19 protein-coding genes and 2 pseudogenes are annotated in these 14,283 nt (G+C 48.6%); 18 read left to right on the top strand and 3 right to left on the bottom strand.

Annotated elements, in window-relative coordinates; all coding sequences use genetic code 11:
- The gene (locus FEK47_RS06070; protein ID WP_135486243.1) at positions 1 to 639 is read left to right on the top strand and encodes an SDR family oxidoreductase; all 639 of its coding nucleotides are present in this window, start codon (positions 1 to 3) and stop codon (positions 637 to 639) included.
- 72 nt (positions 640 to 711) lie between these two features.
- On the top strand, positions 712 to 1,545 hold the full coding sequence (locus tag FEK47_RS06065) for an SDR family NAD(P)-dependent oxidoreductase (RefSeq protein ID WP_135486244.1): 834 nt from the start codon (positions 712 to 714) through the stop codon (positions 1,543 to 1,545).
- Between the two features lie 122 nt (positions 1,546 to 1,667).
- Here the strand turns inward: FEK47_RS06065 and FEK47_RS06060 are convergent, their stop codons facing one another.
- Both FEK47_RS06060 and FEK47_RS06055 read right to left on the bottom strand, forming a co-directional pair.
- Positions 1,668 to 2,252 carry a tail fiber assembly protein gene (locus tag FEK47_RS06060; protein WP_135486245.1) on the bottom strand — a complete coding sequence of 195 codons (585 nt, stop codon included), beginning with the start codon at positions 2,250 to 2,252 and terminating at the stop codon, positions 1,668 to 1,670.
- A pseudogene (locus FEK47_RS06055) lies at positions 2,252 to 2,512 on the bottom strand (hypothetical protein); the annotation flags it as partial. The gene FEK47_RS06060 and the pseudogene FEK47_RS06055, both read right to left, overlap by 1 nt.
- A 30-nt stretch (positions 2,513 to 2,542) precedes the next feature.
- Between FEK47_RS06055 and FEK47_RS06050 the strand changes: the two are divergent.
- From FEK47_RS06050 to FEK47_RS06010, 9 genes and pseudogenes are all read left to right on the top strand, one after another.
- A pseudogene (locus FEK47_RS06050) lies at positions 2,543 to 2,677 on the top strand (phage recombination protein Bet); the annotation flags it as partial.
- Complete coding sequence (locus tag FEK47_RS06045; RefSeq protein WP_135486246.1) at positions 2,674 to 3,354, top strand: lambda exonuclease family protein; 681 nt, start codon at positions 2,674 to 2,676, stop codon at positions 3,352 to 3,354. The pseudogene FEK47_RS06050 and the gene FEK47_RS06045, both read left to right, overlap by 4 nt.
- Positions 3,351 to 3,533, top strand: coding sequence for a DUF1317 domain-containing protein (locus tag FEK47_RS06040; RefSeq protein ID WP_000682305.1), 183 nt, complete (start codon positions 3,351 to 3,353; stop codon positions 3,531 to 3,533). The genes FEK47_RS06045 and FEK47_RS06040 overlap by 4 nt, the downstream gene beginning before the upstream one ends.
- The gene (locus FEK47_RS06035) at positions 3,506 to 3,697 is read left to right on the top strand and encodes a DUF1382 family protein (protein ID WP_023143467.1); all 192 of its coding nucleotides are present in this window, start codon (positions 3,506 to 3,508) and stop codon (positions 3,695 to 3,697) included. Before FEK47_RS06040 ends, FEK47_RS06035 begins: the two co-directional genes overlap by 28 nt.
- Positions 3,698 to 3,773: 76 nt before the next feature.
- The gene (locus FEK47_RS06030) at positions 3,774 to 3,989 is read left to right on the top strand and encodes a hypothetical protein (RefSeq protein ID WP_000188892.1); all 216 of its coding nucleotides are present in this window, start codon (positions 3,774 to 3,776) and stop codon (positions 3,987 to 3,989) included.
- 98 nt (positions 3,990 to 4,087) lie between these two features.
- Complete coding sequence (locus FEK47_RS06025) at positions 4,088 to 4,306, top strand: TraR/DksA family transcriptional regulator (RefSeq protein ID WP_000763387.1); 219 nt, start codon at positions 4,088 to 4,090, stop codon at positions 4,304 to 4,306.
- Positions 4,307 to 4,353: 47 nt separating this feature from the next.
- A complete protein-coding gene (locus FEK47_RS06020; protein WP_135486247.1) occupies positions 4,354 to 4,593 on the top strand; it encodes a DUF4222 domain-containing protein in 240 nt (79 codons plus the stop codon).
- Between the two features lie 139 nt (positions 4,594 to 4,732).
- A complete protein-coding gene (locus tag FEK47_RS06015; RefSeq protein WP_000088653.1) occupies positions 4,733 to 4,969 on the top strand; it encodes an excisionase in 237 nt (78 codons plus the stop codon).
- A complete protein-coding gene (locus FEK47_RS06010; RefSeq protein ID WP_135486248.1) occupies positions 4,959 to 6,101 on the top strand; it encodes a site-specific integrase in 1,143 nt (380 codons plus the stop codon). Before FEK47_RS06015 ends, FEK47_RS06010 begins: the two co-directional genes overlap by 11 nt.
- Positions 6,102 to 6,214: 113 nt before the next feature.
- On the opposite strand, the gene icd is transcribed toward FEK47_RS06010, so the two are convergent.
- On the bottom strand, positions 6,215 to 7,465 hold the full coding sequence (icd, locus tag FEK47_RS06005; RefSeq protein ID WP_059274669.1) for an NADP-dependent isocitrate dehydrogenase: 1,251 nt from the start codon (positions 7,463 to 7,465) through the stop codon (positions 6,215 to 6,217).
- Between the two features lie 171 nt (positions 7,466 to 7,636).
- Between icd and rluE the strand changes: the two genes are divergently transcribed.
- From rluE to phoQ, 7 genes are all read left to right on the top strand, one after another.
- Positions 7,637 to 8,290 carry a 23S rRNA pseudouridine(2457) synthase RluE gene (gene rluE, locus FEK47_RS06000; protein ID WP_135486249.1) on the top strand — a complete coding sequence of 218 codons (654 nt, stop codon included), beginning with the start codon at positions 7,637 to 7,639 and terminating at the stop codon, positions 8,288 to 8,290.
- A gap of 9 nt (positions 8,291 to 8,299) precedes the next feature.
- Positions 8,300 to 8,761: a phosphatase NudJ gene (gene nudJ / locus FEK47_RS05995; protein WP_022296361.1), complete on the top strand. Its 462-nt coding sequence runs from the start codon at positions 8,300 to 8,302 to the stop codon at positions 8,759 to 8,761.
- Between the two features lie 53 nt (positions 8,762 to 8,814).
- Positions 8,815 to 9,921, top strand: a complete 1,107-nt coding sequence (mnmA, locus tag FEK47_RS05990; protein ID WP_130222859.1) for a tRNA 2-thiouridine(34) synthase MnmA — start codon at positions 8,815 to 8,817, stop codon at positions 9,919 to 9,921.
- A 35-nt stretch (positions 9,922 to 9,956) separates the two neighbouring features.
- Positions 9,957 to 10,598, top strand: a complete 642-nt coding sequence (gene hflD, locus FEK47_RS05985) for a high frequency lysogenization protein HflD (protein WP_001297479.1) — start codon at positions 9,957 to 9,959, stop codon at positions 10,596 to 10,598.
- 3 nt (positions 10,599 to 10,601) lie between these two features.
- Entirely contained in the window at positions 10,602 to 11,972 is a 1,371-nt protein-coding gene (gene purB / locus FEK47_RS05980; protein WP_000423737.1) for an adenylosuccinate lyase, read from the top strand.
- A 162-nt stretch (positions 11,973 to 12,134) separates the two neighbouring features.
- A complete protein-coding gene (phoP, locus tag FEK47_RS05975; RefSeq protein ID WP_130205589.1) occupies positions 12,135 to 12,806 on the top strand; it encodes a two-component system response regulator PhoP in 672 nt (223 codons plus the stop codon).
- Positions 12,806 to 14,266, top strand: a complete 1,461-nt coding sequence (gene phoQ, locus FEK47_RS05970) for a two-component system sensor histidine kinase PhoQ (RefSeq protein ID WP_130215937.1) — start codon at positions 12,806 to 12,808, stop codon at positions 14,264 to 14,266. Before phoP ends, phoQ begins: the two co-directional genes overlap by 1 nt.
- Positions 14,267 to 14,283 lie beyond the last annotated feature (17 nt).

The raw sequence follows: 14,283 nt of genomic DNA, 5'->3' as shown, positions 1-14,283 counted from the left end.
ATGAAAAAAGTACTCATTCTTGGTGCTGGCGGTCAGATAGCCCGCCATGTGATTAATCAACTGGCAGATAAACAAACCATTAAACAAACTTTATTTGCTCGTCAGCCAGCAAAAATACACAAACCCTATCCAACTAATAGCCAGATTATTATGGGGGATGTACTGAATCATGCAGCACTGAAGCAGGCCATGCAGGGACAGGATATTGTGTATGCCAACCTTACGGGGGAAGATTTAGATATTCAGGCAAATTCAGTGATCGCTGCGATGAAAGCCTGTGATGTTAAACGTCTGATCTTTGTTCTTTCCCTCGGCATTTATGATGAAGTTCCAGGAAAATTTGGCGAATGGAATAATGCAGTTATTGGTGAGCCCCTAAAACCATTCCGCAGGGCTGCGGATGCAATTGAGGCTTCTGGACTGGATTATACAATTCTTCGCCCTGCCTGGCTGACTGATGAAGATATTATTGATTATGAGATTACCTCACGCAATGAACTATTCAAAGGTACGATCGTATCGCGTAAGAGTGTCGCTGCATTAATCACAGATATCATCGATAAACCTGAGAAACACATTGGTGAGAATATAGGCATCAATCAACCTGGTACTGATGGTGATAAGCTATTTTTCATGTAAATCAATTACATAACTACCATCGTACTGTACTATGTGCAGTACGATTTATTAAACTTATTAAGGTAAACTGATATGAATCGAGTTTGGTTTGTAACCGGCGCTACCCGTGGTATGGGAACTCACATCGTCAAAGCAGCTTTACAACAGGGGGATCGTGTAGTGGCCACGGGGCGTGATATAGGTAAATTGCGCCAGACATTTATTTCAATTGCACCGGATAAAATTGAACTACTGGAACTTGATGTCCGTAATGAACATCAAGCTATGGTCGCAGCTGATGCTGCGGTTCGTCGTTTTGGACGAATAGATATTCTGGTTAACAATGCCGGATACTGTTTATTGGGACGCTTTGAAGAGGCAACCGCAAAACAAATAGAACAGCAATTTGCTACTAACGTTTTTGGAATGGCTAACGTATTACGAGCCATATTACCAATTATGCGTCAACAGCGTAGCGGACATGTTATTAACACTTCCTCAATTGCAGGAGTTAAAGCTGTAGCAAATGCCACATTCTACTCTGCTTCCAAATTTGCCGTAGAAGGCATGACACTAGCACTTGCCGATGAAGTTGCTCCTTTTGGCATAAAAGTTACTGCTATTGAACCTGGCTTTTTTCGAACAGAATTTCTTAGTGATTGTTCCGCAGTATATGGTGAACGAAACATTGAGGACTATACTATCTGGGGAAACGCTCGTGAATTATTAGCATCTGCTGACGGCCAGCAACAAGGTGACCCATCAAAACTAGCACAAGTAATTTGCCGTGTAGCTGAAATGGAAAAGCCGCCACGTCAATTATTAATTGGTAGTGACGCTATCAATTTTGTCATGCCATCTCTGGAGTATCGAATCAAAGAAGCATGGGAATATAAAGAGTTAAGTAACACAACCGATATTGATTGATAAACCATAAGTGTCTGAAATACTTTAACTCCCCAAAATATAATAACAAACTAATTCTAATATCTGATCCAGCCTCTGACATACAAGCACATACATCGGTTTAGAGGCTGGATTATTAATGGTTATTCTATAGCAGGTATTGCAGGCCACTCAATATCAGGTGCAGTTGATGTATCAACACGGTTCAGCAACACCCGATACTTTTTCCAGGCTTCCAGCAACGAGGTTTCTTCCTCCGTTGCGATTTCCAGATCTGCAGCATCCTGAAGCGGCGCAATATGCTCACTGGCTACCTGCATCAGGCTGTTTTTTGTTTCTTCCGCCTCTCGGATCCGGAACAGTTTTTCTGCTTCTGCATCTTTCACCCAGGCTGTGCCGTTCCACTTCTGAAACTCCCCTTCCGGGGATAACCAGGTGACATTTTCCGGTAATGAGCCGAGTTCAGAAATAAATAACGCGTCGCCGGAAGCCACGTCATAAACCGTTTTACCCCGATGATCTTCAACGAGATGCCACGATGACTCATCACTGTTGAAAACAGCCACGAAGCCAGCCGGAATATCTGGCGGTGCAATATAGGTACTGTTTGCTGGCAGACCTGTATGAGGCGGAATATATGCGTCACCTTCACCAATAAATTCATTAGTTCCGGCCAGCAGATTATAAATTTTTATGGTCCGTGGTTGTTCACTCATTCTGAATGCCATTATGCAAGCCTCACAATGTAGTTAAATGCGATGTTTTTGACGGTGTTTTCCGCGTTACCAGCAGCGTTAACGGTGATGGTGTGTCCATGTGAGCCAATCGCAACAGAGTGCGTATGAGCACCAATACCGACAGTATGTGCGTGAGCACCTGCAGATGCAGCTGTGCCGCTGACACTATGAGTGTGCGCTCCTGCAACACTTGTATTCACACTGGCCGCAGACACTACCTTATGTACTGACCCATTTTGTGACCACTGGCTGCCCCCTGCGTATTGTCTGTCAGCGCGGTTGACGACTTATTGCCGCTCTGTTCCCAGATATTTCGCCGCGACATTCGCGCATCGTCAGAACTGACACAGGCCGAAGCAGTGAAAGCTCTTGGATTCCTGAAACAGAAAGCCTCTGAACAGAAGGTGGCTGCATGACACCGGACATTATCCTGCAGCGTACCGGGATCGACGTGAGAGCTGTCGAACAGGGAGATGATGCGTGGCACAAATTACGGCTCGGCGTCATCACAGCTTCAGAAGTTCATAACGTAATAGCAAAACCCCGCTCCGGAAAAAAGTGGCCTGACATGAAAATGTCCTACTTCCACACCCTGCTTGCTGAGGTTTGCACCGGTGTGGCTCCGGAAGTTAACGCTAAAGCGCTGGCCTGGGGAAAACAGTACGAGAACGACGCCAGAGCCCTGTTTGAGTTCACTTCCGGCGTGAATGTTACTGAATCCCCGATCATCTATCGCGACGAAAGTATGCGTACCGCCTGCTCTCCAGATGGTTTATGCAGTGACGGCAACGGCCTTGAACTGAAATGCCCGTTTACCTCCCGGGATTTCATGAAGTTCCGGCTCGGTGGTTTCGAGGCCATAAAGTCAGCTTACATGGCCCAGGTGCAGTACAGCATGTGGGTGACGCGAAAAGATGCCTGGTACTTTGCCAACTATGACCCGCGTATGAAGCGTGAAGGCCTGCATTATGTCGTGATTGAGCGGGATGAAAAGTACATGGCGAGTTTTGACGAGATCGTGCCGGAGTTCATCGAAAAAATGGACGAGGCACTGGCTGAAATTGGTTTTGTATTTGGGGAGCAATGGCGATGAAGCATCCTCACGATAATATCCGGGTAGGCGCGATTACTTTCGTCTACTCCGTTACAAAGCGAGGCTGGGTATTTCCCGGCCTTTCTGTTATCCGAAATCCACTGAAAGCACAGCGACTGGCTGAGGAGATAAATAATAAACGAGGGGCTGTATGCACAAAGCATCTCCTGTTGAGTTAAGAACGAGTATCGAGATGGCACATAGCCTCGCTCAAATTGGAGTCAGGTTTGTGCCAATACCAGTAGAAACAGACGAAGAATTTCATACGTTAGCCGCATCCCTTTCACAAAAGCTGGAAATGATGGCGGCGAAAGCAGAGGCAAACGAGAGAGAGCTTGCATGACAACAACAGAATGCATTTTTCTGGCGGCGGGCTTCATATTCTGTGTGCTTATGCTTTCCGGCATGGGGCTTGTTCAGTGACACCTCAGCAGAAAAACGCCCTTCGCAGCATTGCCCGTCAAGCTAACTCTGAAATCAAAAAAGCCAGACAGCAGTTTCCGGATAAAAACGTCGATGACATTTGCCGTAGCGTACTGAAGAAGCACCGCGAAACGGTAACGCTGATGGGATTCACACCGACTCATTTAAGCCTGGCGATCGGCATGTTAAACGGCGTCTTTAAGGAGCGATGAACATGAAAAGCAAAATCATCAGGGAGCTACAGGCTCCTTTTTTATTATTCGCATTCACCCTCAAGCGTATTAACCAACAATTCAGGGATTAATGGAAGATGGCAGACATCATTGATTCAGCATCAGAAATCGAAGAATTACAGCGCAATACAGCAATAAAAATGCGTCGTCTGAACTACCAGACTGTATCTGCCACTCATTGTTGTGAGTGTGGCGATCCGATAGATGAGCGAAGACGCCTGGTCGTTCAGGGTTGTCGGACTTGTGCAAGTTGCCAGGAGGAGATCGAACTTAAGAACAAACAATGGGGATTGTGATGGCCTCAAAGCAGCAAATTTCAACATCGTCCAACTGAGGTGTAAAAATGTTCAGAATCATTTTTCCTAACACCTGGTACGTCGACCACCACGGCACTCCCTGCAAAATCCTGCGTTCTACCCACAACAAAGTTCACTACATCCGAAAAGGCAGAACATGTATCGCCAGCATGTTCCGCTTTAATCATGACTTTGAACCTGTGAATAAAGCTGATGCAGATCGGATAGCAGAAGAGACCGAAACGGCAGAACACATTAAGAAGTTACGTGCCATACGCAGGAAATAGAAAAATTGATAAATTCAATACTGCATTTCTCAGCATTAAATTTATCTCTATGACCAGTCAAGAGATGTACCTGCCATGAGCTTAATATCATGTCAGATATATCGGTCACAAACTCCCTCAGCAGCTAAGAGGAGGACAAATGTCTCGACTAATCACTTTACAGGACTGGGCTAAAGAAGAATTTGGGGACTTAGCACCAAGTGAGCGAGTTCTGAAAAAATACGCGCAAGGGAAAATGATGGCCCCACCCGCTATAAAAGTTGGTCGCTACTGGATGATTGACCGAAATTCCCGTTTTGTAGGAACGCTTGCAGAACCGCAACTCCCAATAAACGCAAACCCAAAACTCCAACGGATAATCGCTGATGGCTGCTAGACCCCGATCTCACAAAATCTCTATACCCAATTTATATTGCAAATTAGATAAGCGAACCGGAAAGGTATATTGGCAATACAAACATCCACTATCCGGTCGTTTTCATAGCTTAGGAACTGATGAGAATGAAGCAAAACAAGTTGCTACTGAAGCAAATACCATTATTGCTGAACAACGTACCCGACAAATATTAAGCGTCAATGAGCGTCTGGAAAGAATGAAAGGCAGGCGCTCAGACATTACGGTGACAGAATGGCTTGATAAATATATTTCTATCCAGGAGGACAGGCTGCAACATAATGAACTAAGACCCAACTCCTATCGGCAAAAAGGCAAACCCATTCGTCTTTTCCGTGAGCATTGTGGAATGCAACACCTCAAGGATATTACCGCACTTGATATTGCCGAAATAATTGATGCTGTAAAGGCTGAAGGTCATAACAGGATGGCGCAAGTCGTGAGAATGGTGTTGATCGACGTCTTCAAAGAAGCACAACACGCAGGACATGTTCCGCCAGGATTTAACCCAGCGCAGGCAACAAAACAACCGCGAAATCGAGTAAACCGCCAAAGATTGTCACTGCCCGAATGGCAGGCAATATTTGAAAGCGTAAGCAGACGGCAGCCCTATTTAAAATGCGGCATGCTACTTGCTCTTGTTACTGGACAACGTTTAGGTGATATCTGCAATTTGAAATTCTCTGATATCTGGGACGACATGTTGCACATTACTCAGGAAAAAACCGGTTCAAAACTTGCTATTCCGCTTAGCCTGAAATGCGATGCTCTGAATATTACCCTTCGTGAAGTTATATCTCAGTGCAGGGATGCTGTTGTTAGTAAATATCTGGTCCATTACCGTCACACTACCTCTCAAGCAAACAGAGGAGACCAGGTTTCTGCAAATACTCTGACAACGGCTTTTAAAAAGGCCAGGGAAAAATGTGGCATAAAATGGGAGCAAGGAACTGCGCCCACATTTCATGAGCAGCGATCTCTGTCAGAACGGTTATATCGGGAACAGGGTCTGGATACGCAAAAGTTGTTAGGCCATAAATCCAGAAAAATGACCGACCGATACAATGATGATCGTGGTAAAGACTGGGTTATCGTAGATATCAAAACAGCATAGAAAATAGCCAGTTTTGGGGAAGGGTTTTGGGGAAAGTTTTGGGGAAGATTTTACATCACCATAAAACAACGGGCGTGTTATACGCCCGTTACAGTTTTTAACACATGCAGAAATTACATGTTCTTGATGATCGCATCACCAAACTCTGAACATTTCAGCAGCTTAGCGCCGTCCATCAGACGTTCAAAGTCATAGGTTACGGTCTTAGCGTTAATTGCGCCTTCCATACCTTTAACAATCAGGTCTGCGGCTTCAGTCCAGCCCATATGGCGCAGCATCATCTCAGCGGAAAGGATGATAGAGCCTGGGTTAACTTTGTCCTGACCGGCATACTTCGGCGCAGTACCGTGGGTAGCTTCAAACAGGGCGCATTCGTCACCGATGTTTGCGCCAGGGGCGATACCGATACCGCCAACCTGCGCTGCCAGGGCGTCAGAAATGTAGTCACCGTTCAGGTTCATACAGGCGATAACATCATATTCAGCCGGACGCAGCAGGATCTGTTGCAGGAATGCGTCAGCAATCACGTCTTTAATGACGATCTCTTTGCCGGTATTCGGGTTTTTAACTTTCAGCCACGGGCCACCGTCAATCAGTTCACCGCCAAACTCTTCACGCGCCAGCTGGTAGCCCCAGTCTTTAAACGCGCCTTCGGTGAACTTCATGATGTTGCCTTTGTGCACCAGGGTCACAGAGTCACGATCGTTAGCAATTGCGTATTCGATCGCGGCACGAACCAGACGTTTGGTGCCTTCTTCAGAACACGGCTTAATACCGATACCGCAATGTTCCGGGAAGCGAATTTTCTTCACGCCCATCTCTTCACGCAGGAATTTAATTACTTTCTCAGCGTCGGCAGAGTCTGCTTTCCATTCGATACCTGCATAAATGTCTTCCGAGTTTTCACGGAAGATAACCATATCGGTCAGTTCAGGGTGTTTAACCGGGCTTGGGGTGCCCTGATAGTAACGTACCGGACGCAGGCAGATGTAGAGATCCAGTTCCTGGCGCAGGGCAACGTTCAGAGAGCGAATACCGCCCCCAACCGGAGTGGTCAATGGGCCTTTAATGGCAACGCGATATTCACGAATCAGATCAAGGGTTTCAGCAGGCAGCCAGACATCCTGACCATAAACCTGTGTGGATTTTTCACCGGTGTAAATTTCCATCCAGGAGATTTTACGCTCGCCTTTATAGGCTTTCTCGACCGCAGCGTCGACCACTTTCAGCATGGCTGGGGTTACATCTACACCGATTCCATCACCTTCAATGTAAGGGATAATCGGATTTTCAGGAACGTTGAGTTTGCCGTTTTGCAGGGTGATCTTCTTGCCTTGTGCCGGAACAACTACTTTACTTTCCATTCACCTCTCCTTCGAGCGCTACTGGTTTGCTCGTCTGCCACCACGTTGCATATGCGTTTGCGTCCTGCGATACGGATGCTTTAGAGCAATTTTTTGTTAATGATTTGTAATTGGCTTGTCAATACTACCCTATTGTTTGCCGTCATGAAAGATGCGCGTTATTAGGCTATAATGCGGCAATTCATAATCTCTGAAAATACCATGCAAAAAACTTCTTTTAGAAATCACCAGGTTAAGCGATTCAGCTCGCAACGCACTAACAAACGCAAGCCAGAAAACCAGCCCACGCGTGTGATCCTGTTCAATAAACCTTACGATGTCCTGCCACAGTTCACCGATGAAGCCGGGCGCAAAACATTAAAAGAATTCATCCCGGTTCAGGGCGTTTATGCGGCAGGTCGTCTTGACCGCGATAGCGAAGGGTTACTGGTGCTGACTAATAACGGTGCACTACAGGCACGTTTAACTCAGCCGGGAAAACGCACCGGGAAAATCTATTATGTGCAGGTGGAAGGCATTCCTACGCAAGACGCACTTGAAGCCTTGCGCAATGGCGTAACCTTAAATGATGGTCCTACCCTGCCCGCAGGCGTGGAGCTGGTTGAAGAACCAGAGTGGTTATGGCCGCGGAATCCACCAATTCGTGAACGCAAAAGTATTCCCACCAGCTGGCTTAAGATCACCTTATATGAAGGACGTAATCGCCAGGTGCGCCGCATGACCGCCCATGTCGGTTTCCCTACGCTGCGACTGATCCGCTATGCCATGGGCAATTACACACTGGATAATCTCGCTAACGGCGAATGGCGAGAAGCAAAAGAATAAGGATGCACAATGTTTAAACCGCACGTTACCGTAGCCTGCGTGGTACACGCAGAAGGCAAATTTTTAGTTGTTGAAGAGACGATTAACGGTAAAGCGTTATGGAACCAACCGGCGGGACATCTGGAAGCGGATGAGACGCTAGTGGAAGCGGCTGCGCGTGAGCTGTGGGAAGAAACCGGCATCAGCGCGCGACCGCAACACTTCATCCGCATGCATCAGTGGATTGCGCCAGATAAAACGCCGTTTTTGCGTTTCCTGTTTGCCATTGAGCTTGAGCAAATATGCCCGACCCAGCCTCATGACAGCGATATCGACTGCTGCCGTTGGGTCAGCGCCGAAGAAATTTTACAGGCGTCAAATCTTCGTTCGCCGCTGGTGGCGGAAAGTATTCGTTGTTATCAAAGCGGGCAACGCTATCCGCTGGAGATGATTGGCGATTTTAACTGGCCTTTTACAAAGGGTGTCATCTAAAAGGCTGCGTGATAGAATACGCCGCCTTGAAGTTCAATGTCGTGAGTAATCCAATGTCTGAAACCGCAAAAAAAGTGATCGTCGGCATGTCCGGCGGTGTCGATTCCTCCGTTTCTGCCTGGCTGTTGCAACAACAGGGATATCAGGTCGAAGGCCTGTTTATGAAGAACTGGGAAGAAGACGACGGTGAGGAATATTGCACAGCGGCAGCGGATCTGGCTGATGCCCAGGCGGTCTGCGATAAGCTCGGCATTGAACTGCACACCGTTAACTTTGCTGCCGAGTACTGGGACAACGTCTTCGAACTGTTCCTTGCCGAATATAAAGCCGGTCGCACGCCGAATCCGGATATTCTGTGCAACAAAGAGATCAAATTTAAAGCCTTCCTCGAATTTGCCGCCGAAGATTTAGGTGCCGATTATATCGCTACCGGTCATTACGTGCGTCGGGCAGATGTCGATGGCAAGAGCCGCCTGCTGCGTGGTCTGGACAGCAATAAAGACCAGAGCTACTTCCTTTATACGCTCGGCCATGAGCAGATTGCGCAAAGCCTGTTCCCGGTCGGCGAACTGGAAAAACCGCAGGTGCGTAAGATTGCTGAAGATCTCGGTCTGGTCACCGCGAAGAAAAAAGACTCTACCGGCATTTGCTTCATTGGCGAACGTAAATTCCGCGAGTTCCTGGGCCGTTATCTCCCGGCGCAACCGGGCAAAATCATTACCGTCGATGGCGATGAAATTGGTGAGCACCAGGGGCTGATGTATCACACCCTCGGTCAGCGTAAAGGTCTGGGTATCGGTGGCACCAAAGAAGGCACCGAAGAACCGTGGTATGTGGTCGATAAAGACGTCGAAAACAACATTCTGATTGTTGCGCAGGGCCATGAACACCCGCGTCTGATGTCTGTCGGTCTGATTGCCCAGCAGCTGCACTGGGTCGATCGCGAACCGTTCACCGGTACTATGCGTTGCACGGTGAAAACCCGCTATCGCCAGACCGACATTCCGTGCACCGTCAAGGCGCTGGACGATGATCGCATTGAAGTGATTTTCGATGAGCCCGTTGCCGCCGTGACGCCGGGCCAGTCTGCCGTCTTCTATAACGGTGAAGTGTGCCTCGGTGGCGGTATCATTGAGCAGCGTCTGCCGCTGCCGGTCTGATTATTGTCTTTAATTACAACAAGGAAGCAGTGAACGTGGCAAAGAATTACTATGACATCACCCTCGCCCTGGCCGGTATTTGTCAGTCGGCACGCCTGGTGCAACAACTCGCTCACCAGGGGCATTGTGATGCCGATGCGCTACACGTCTCACTCAACAGTATTATTGATATGAACCCCAGCTCGACGCTGGCGGTTTTTGGCGGTAGCGAAGCCAACCTGCGCGTCGGACTGGAAACCCTGCTCGGCGTGCTCAATGCCAGCAGTCGTCAGGGCTTAAACGCTGAGCTAACCCGCTACACGCTAAGCCTGATGGTGCTTGAGCGCAAACTCTCCTCCGCCAAAGGCGCGCTCGACACCCTGGGCAACCGGATCAACGGCCTGCAACGCCAACTCGAACACTTCGATTTACAGTCCGAAACGCTGATGAGCGCGATGGCTGCTATCTATGTTGATGTGATTAGCCCGCTTGGCCCACGCATTCAGGTCACCGGCTCCCCTGCTGTACTGCAAAGCCCACAAGTGCAGGCGAAAGTTCGCGCAACCCTGCTGGCAGGCATTCGCGCCGCCGTGCTCTGGCACCAGGTCGGCGGCGGACGTCTGCAACTGATGTTTTCTCGTAATCGCCTGACCACTCAGGCAAAACAAATTCTTGCTCATTTAACCCCGGAGTTGTGATCTATGGAATTATCCTCACTGACCGCCGTTTCCCCTGTCGATGGACGCTACGGCGATAAAGTCAGCGCGCTGCGCGGGATTTTCAGCGAATATGGTTTGCTGAAATTCCGTGTACAAGTTGAAGTACGTTGGCTGCAAAAACTGGCCGCGCACGCAGCGATTAAGGAAGTTCCTGCTTTTGCTGCCGACGCAATCGGTTACCTTGATGCAATTGTCGCCAGTTTCAGCGAAGAAGATGCAGCACGCATCAAAACCATCGAGCGTACCACTAACCACGACGTTAAAGCGGTTGAGTATTTCCTGAAAGAAAAAGTGGCGGATATCCCGGAACTGCACGCGGTTTCTGAATTCATCCACTTTGCCTGTACTTCGGAAGATATCAATAACCTCTCCCACGCATTAATGCTGAAAACCGCGCGTGATGAAGTGATCCTGCCGTACTGGCGTCAACTGATTGATGGCATTAAAGATCTCGCCGTTCAGTATCGCGATATCCCGCTGCTGTCTCGTACCCACGGTCAGCCAGCCACGCCGTCAACCATCGGTAAAGAGATGGCAAACGTCGCCTACCGTATGGAGCGCCAGTACCGCCAGCTTAACCAGGTGGAGATCCTCGGCAAAATCAACGGCGCTGTCGGTAACTATAACGCCCACATCGCCGCTTACCCGGAAGTTGACTGGCATCAGTTCAGCGAAGAGTTCGTCACCTCGCTGGGTATTCAGTGGAACCCGTACACCACCCAGATCGAACCGCACGACTACATTGCCGAACTGTTTGATTGCGTTGCGCGCTTCAACACCATTCTGATCGACTTTGACCGTGACGTCTGGGGTTATATCGCCCTTAACCACTTCAAACAAAAAACCATTGCTGGTGAGATTGGTTCTTCCACCATGCCGCATAAAGTTAACCCGATCGACTTCGAAAACTCCGAAGGGAATCTGGGCCTTTCCAACGCGGTATTGCAGCATCTGGCAAGTAAACTGCCGGTTTCCCGCTGGCAGCGTGACCTGACCGACTCCACCGTGCTGCGTAATCTTGGCGTGGGTATCGGTTATGCGCTGATTGCGTATCAATCCACCCTGAAAGGCGTGAGCAAACTGGAAGTGAACCGTGACCATCTGCTGGATGAACTGGATCACAACTGGGAAGTGCTGGCTGAGCCAATCCAGACTGTTATGCGTCGCTATGGCATCGAAAAACCGTACGAGAAGCTGAAAGAGCTGACTCGCGGTAAGCGCGTTGACGCCGAAGGCATGAAGCAATTTATCGACGGTCTGGCGCTGCCAGAAGAAGAAAAAGCACGCCTGAAAGCGATGACGCCGGCTAACTATATTGGTCGTGCCATCACTATGGTTGATGAGCTGAAATAAGCCTCGTATCAGTGCCGGATGGTGATGCCGTCCGGCCTGTTTATTAAGATAATCCGCTTTTCTATTTACACCTCCCTTCCCCACTGGTTTATTTAATGTTTACCCCCACAACCACATAATCGCGTTACACTATTTTTATAATTAAGACAGGGAGAAATAAAAATGCGCGTACTGGTTGTCGAAGACAATGCGTTGTTACGTCACCATCTTAAAGTTCAGATTCAGGACGCTGGTCATCAGGTCGATGACGCAGAAGATGCCAAAGAAGCCGATTATTATCTCAACGAACATTTACCGGATATTGCGATTGTCGATCTCGGTTTGCCTGACGAAGATGGTTTGTCGCTGATCCGTCGCTGGCGTAGTAATGATGTTTCACTGCCTATTCTGGTTTTAACCGCCCGTGAAAGCTGGCAGGACAAAGTCGAAGTATTAAGCGCCGGTGCTGACGATTACGTGACTAAACCCTTTCATATTGAAGAAGTGATGGCACGGATGCAGGCATTAATGCGGCGTAATAGCGGCCTGGCTTCACAGGTTATTTCGCTGCCGCCGTTTCAGGTTGATCTCTCCCGTCGCGAATTATCCATTAGTGACGAAGTAATCAAACTGACCGCATTTGAATACACCATTATGGAAACCTTGATCCGTAACAACGGCAAAGTGGTCAGTAAAGATTCATTGATGTTACAGCTCTACCCGGATGCCGAACTGAGGGAAAGTCATACCATTGATGTTCTGATGGGCAGGCTGCGCAAAAAAATTCAGGCGCAATACCCGCACGAGGTGATTACCACCGTTCGCGGCCAGGGTTATCTTTTCGAATTGCGCTGATGAAAAAATTACTGCGTGTTTTTTTCCCGCTCTCGCTGCGGGTACGTTTTCTGTTGGCGACGGCCGCGGTAGTACTAGTGCTTTCACTTTCCTACGGTATGGTTGCCCTGATCGGTTATAGCGTTAGTTTCGATAAAACGACGTTTCGTCTGTTACGCGGCGAGAGCAATTTATTCTATACACTGGCGAAATGGGAAAACAATAAGCTACATGTTGAACTGCCGGAAAATATCGACAAGCAAAGTCCCACGATGTCTCTGATTTATGACGAGAACGGCAAACTATTGTGGGCGCAGCGTGACGTTCCCTGGCTGATGAAAATGATCCAGCCTGACTGGCTGAAATCCAATGGTTTTCACGAAATAGAGGCTGACGTGAACGATACCAGCCTGCTACTGAGTAACGATCTCTCTATTCAGCAGCAGTTGCAGGAAGTTCGGGAAGACGACGACGATGCAGAAATGACCCACTCGGTAGCCGTTAATGTCTATCCGGCGACGGCGCGAATGCCAAAACTCACCATTGTGGTGGTCGATACCATTCCCGTAGAGCTTAAAAGTTCCTATACGGTATGGAGCTGGTTTCTCTATGTACTCCTGGCCAACCTGCTGTTAGTGATCCCGTTACTGTGGGTCGCCGCCTGGTGGAGCTTACGTCCTATTGAAGCCCTGGCGCGCGAAGTCCGCGAACTGGAAGAACACCACCGTGAACTGCTCAACCCTACAACAACGAGAGAACTTACCAGCCTGGTGGGTAACCTGAACCGACTTTTAAAAAGCGAGCGTGAGCGTTACGACAAATACCGCACTACGCTCACTGACCTGACTCACAGCCTGAAAACGCCTCTGGCGGTGCTACAAAGTACGCTACGTTCTTTGCGAAGTGAAAAGATGAACGTCAGTGAGGCGGAACCGGTGATGCTGGAACAAATTAGCCGTATCTCGCAACAAATTGGTTACTACCTACACCGAGCCAGTATGCGTGGCGGGACATTACTTAGCCGAGAACTACATCCAGTGGCCCCGTTGTTGGACAATCTCACATCGGCACTGAATAAAGTTTATCAGCGTAAAGGCGTCAATATTTCCCTCGATATCTCGCCAGAAATTAGCTTTGTCGGTGAGCAAAACGATTTTGTTGAGGTAATGGGCAATGTACTGGATAACGCCTGTAAATATTGTCTCGAGTTTGTCGAAATCTCCGCAAGGCAAACTGACAAACATCTCTACATCGTGGTCGAAGATGATGGACCGGGGATCCCGCAAAGCAAGCGTGAGGTAATTTTCGACCGTGGTCAGCGTGTTGATACCTTACGCCCCGGGCAAGGCGTGGGGCTGGCGGTCGCTCGTGAAATTACTGAACAGTACGACGGAAGAATCATCGCCGGAGAGAGCATGCTCGGCGGTGCGCGAATGGAGGTGATTTTTGGTCGCCAGCATTCCTTGCCAAAAGATGAATAAATATGTCCTTTGTTCAC

This window comes from Escherichia sp. E3659 (assembly GCF_005781135.1).
GTDB lineage: Bacteria > Pseudomonadota > Gammaproteobacteria > Enterobacterales > Enterobacteriaceae > Escherichia.
Note: the sequence above shows the minus strand (reverse complement) of the source record. Positions and strands in the feature narration are given on the sequence as shown.

What these genes read in the sequence shown, in the direction of transcription:
- phoP (WP_130205589.1), top strand. Translation starts at nt 12,135, where the DNA reads ATGCGCGTACTGGTTGTCGAAGACAATGCGTTGTTACGTCACCATCTT.
- FEK47_RS06070 (WP_135486243.1), top strand. Translation starts at nt 1, where the DNA reads ATGAAAAAAGTACTCATTCTTGGTGCTGGCGGTCAGATAGCCCGCCAT.
- rluE (WP_135486249.1), top strand. Translation starts at nt 7,637, where the DNA reads ATGCGGCAATTCATAATCTCTGAAAATACCATGCAAAAAACTTCTTTT.
- FEK47_RS06020 (WP_135486247.1), top strand. Translation starts at nt 4,354, where the DNA reads ATGTTCAGAATCATTTTTCCTAACACCTGGTACGTCGACCACCACGGC.
- FEK47_RS06045 (WP_135486246.1), top strand. Translation starts at nt 2,674, where the DNA reads ATGACACCGGACATTATCCTGCAGCGTACCGGGATCGACGTGAGAGCT.
- phoQ (WP_130215937.1), top strand. Translation starts at nt 12,806, where the DNA reads ATGAAAAAATTACTGCGTGTTTTTTTCCCGCTCTCGCTGCGGGTACGT.
- nudJ (WP_022296361.1), top strand. Translation starts at nt 8,300, where the DNA reads ATGTTTAAACCGCACGTTACCGTAGCCTGCGTGGTACACGCAGAAGGC.
- FEK47_RS06040 (WP_000682305.1), top strand. Translation starts at nt 3,351, where the DNA reads ATGAAGCATCCTCACGATAATATCCGGGTAGGCGCGATTACTTTCGTC.
- icd (WP_059274669.1), bottom strand. Translation starts at nt 7,465, where the DNA reads ATGGAAAGTAAAGTAGTTGTTCCGGCACAAGGCAAGAAGATCACCCTG.
- FEK47_RS06065 (WP_135486244.1), top strand. Translation starts at nt 712, where the DNA reads ATGAATCGAGTTTGGTTTGTAACCGGCGCTACCCGTGGTATGGGAACT.
- FEK47_RS06060 (WP_135486245.1), bottom strand. Translation starts at nt 2,252, where the DNA reads ATGGCATTCAGAATGAGTGAACAACCACGGACCATAAAAATTTATAAT.
- FEK47_RS06010 (WP_135486248.1), top strand. Translation starts at nt 4,959, where the DNA reads ATGGCTGCTAGACCCCGATCTCACAAAATCTCTATACCCAATTTATAT.
- FEK47_RS06025 (WP_000763387.1), top strand. Translation starts at nt 4,088, where the DNA reads ATGGCAGACATCATTGATTCAGCATCAGAAATCGAAGAATTACAGCGC.
- FEK47_RS06035 (WP_023143467.1), top strand. Translation starts at nt 3,506, where the DNA reads ATGCACAAAGCATCTCCTGTTGAGTTAAGAACGAGTATCGAGATGGCA.
- purB (WP_000423737.1), top strand. Translation starts at nt 10,602, where the DNA reads ATGGAATTATCCTCACTGACCGCCGTTTCCCCTGTCGATGGACGCTAC.
- FEK47_RS06015 (WP_000088653.1), top strand. Translation starts at nt 4,733, where the DNA reads ATGTCTCGACTAATCACTTTACAGGACTGGGCTAAAGAAGAATTTGGG.
- mnmA (WP_130222859.1), top strand. Translation starts at nt 8,815, where the DNA reads ATGTCTGAAACCGCAAAAAAAGTGATCGTCGGCATGTCCGGCGGTGTC.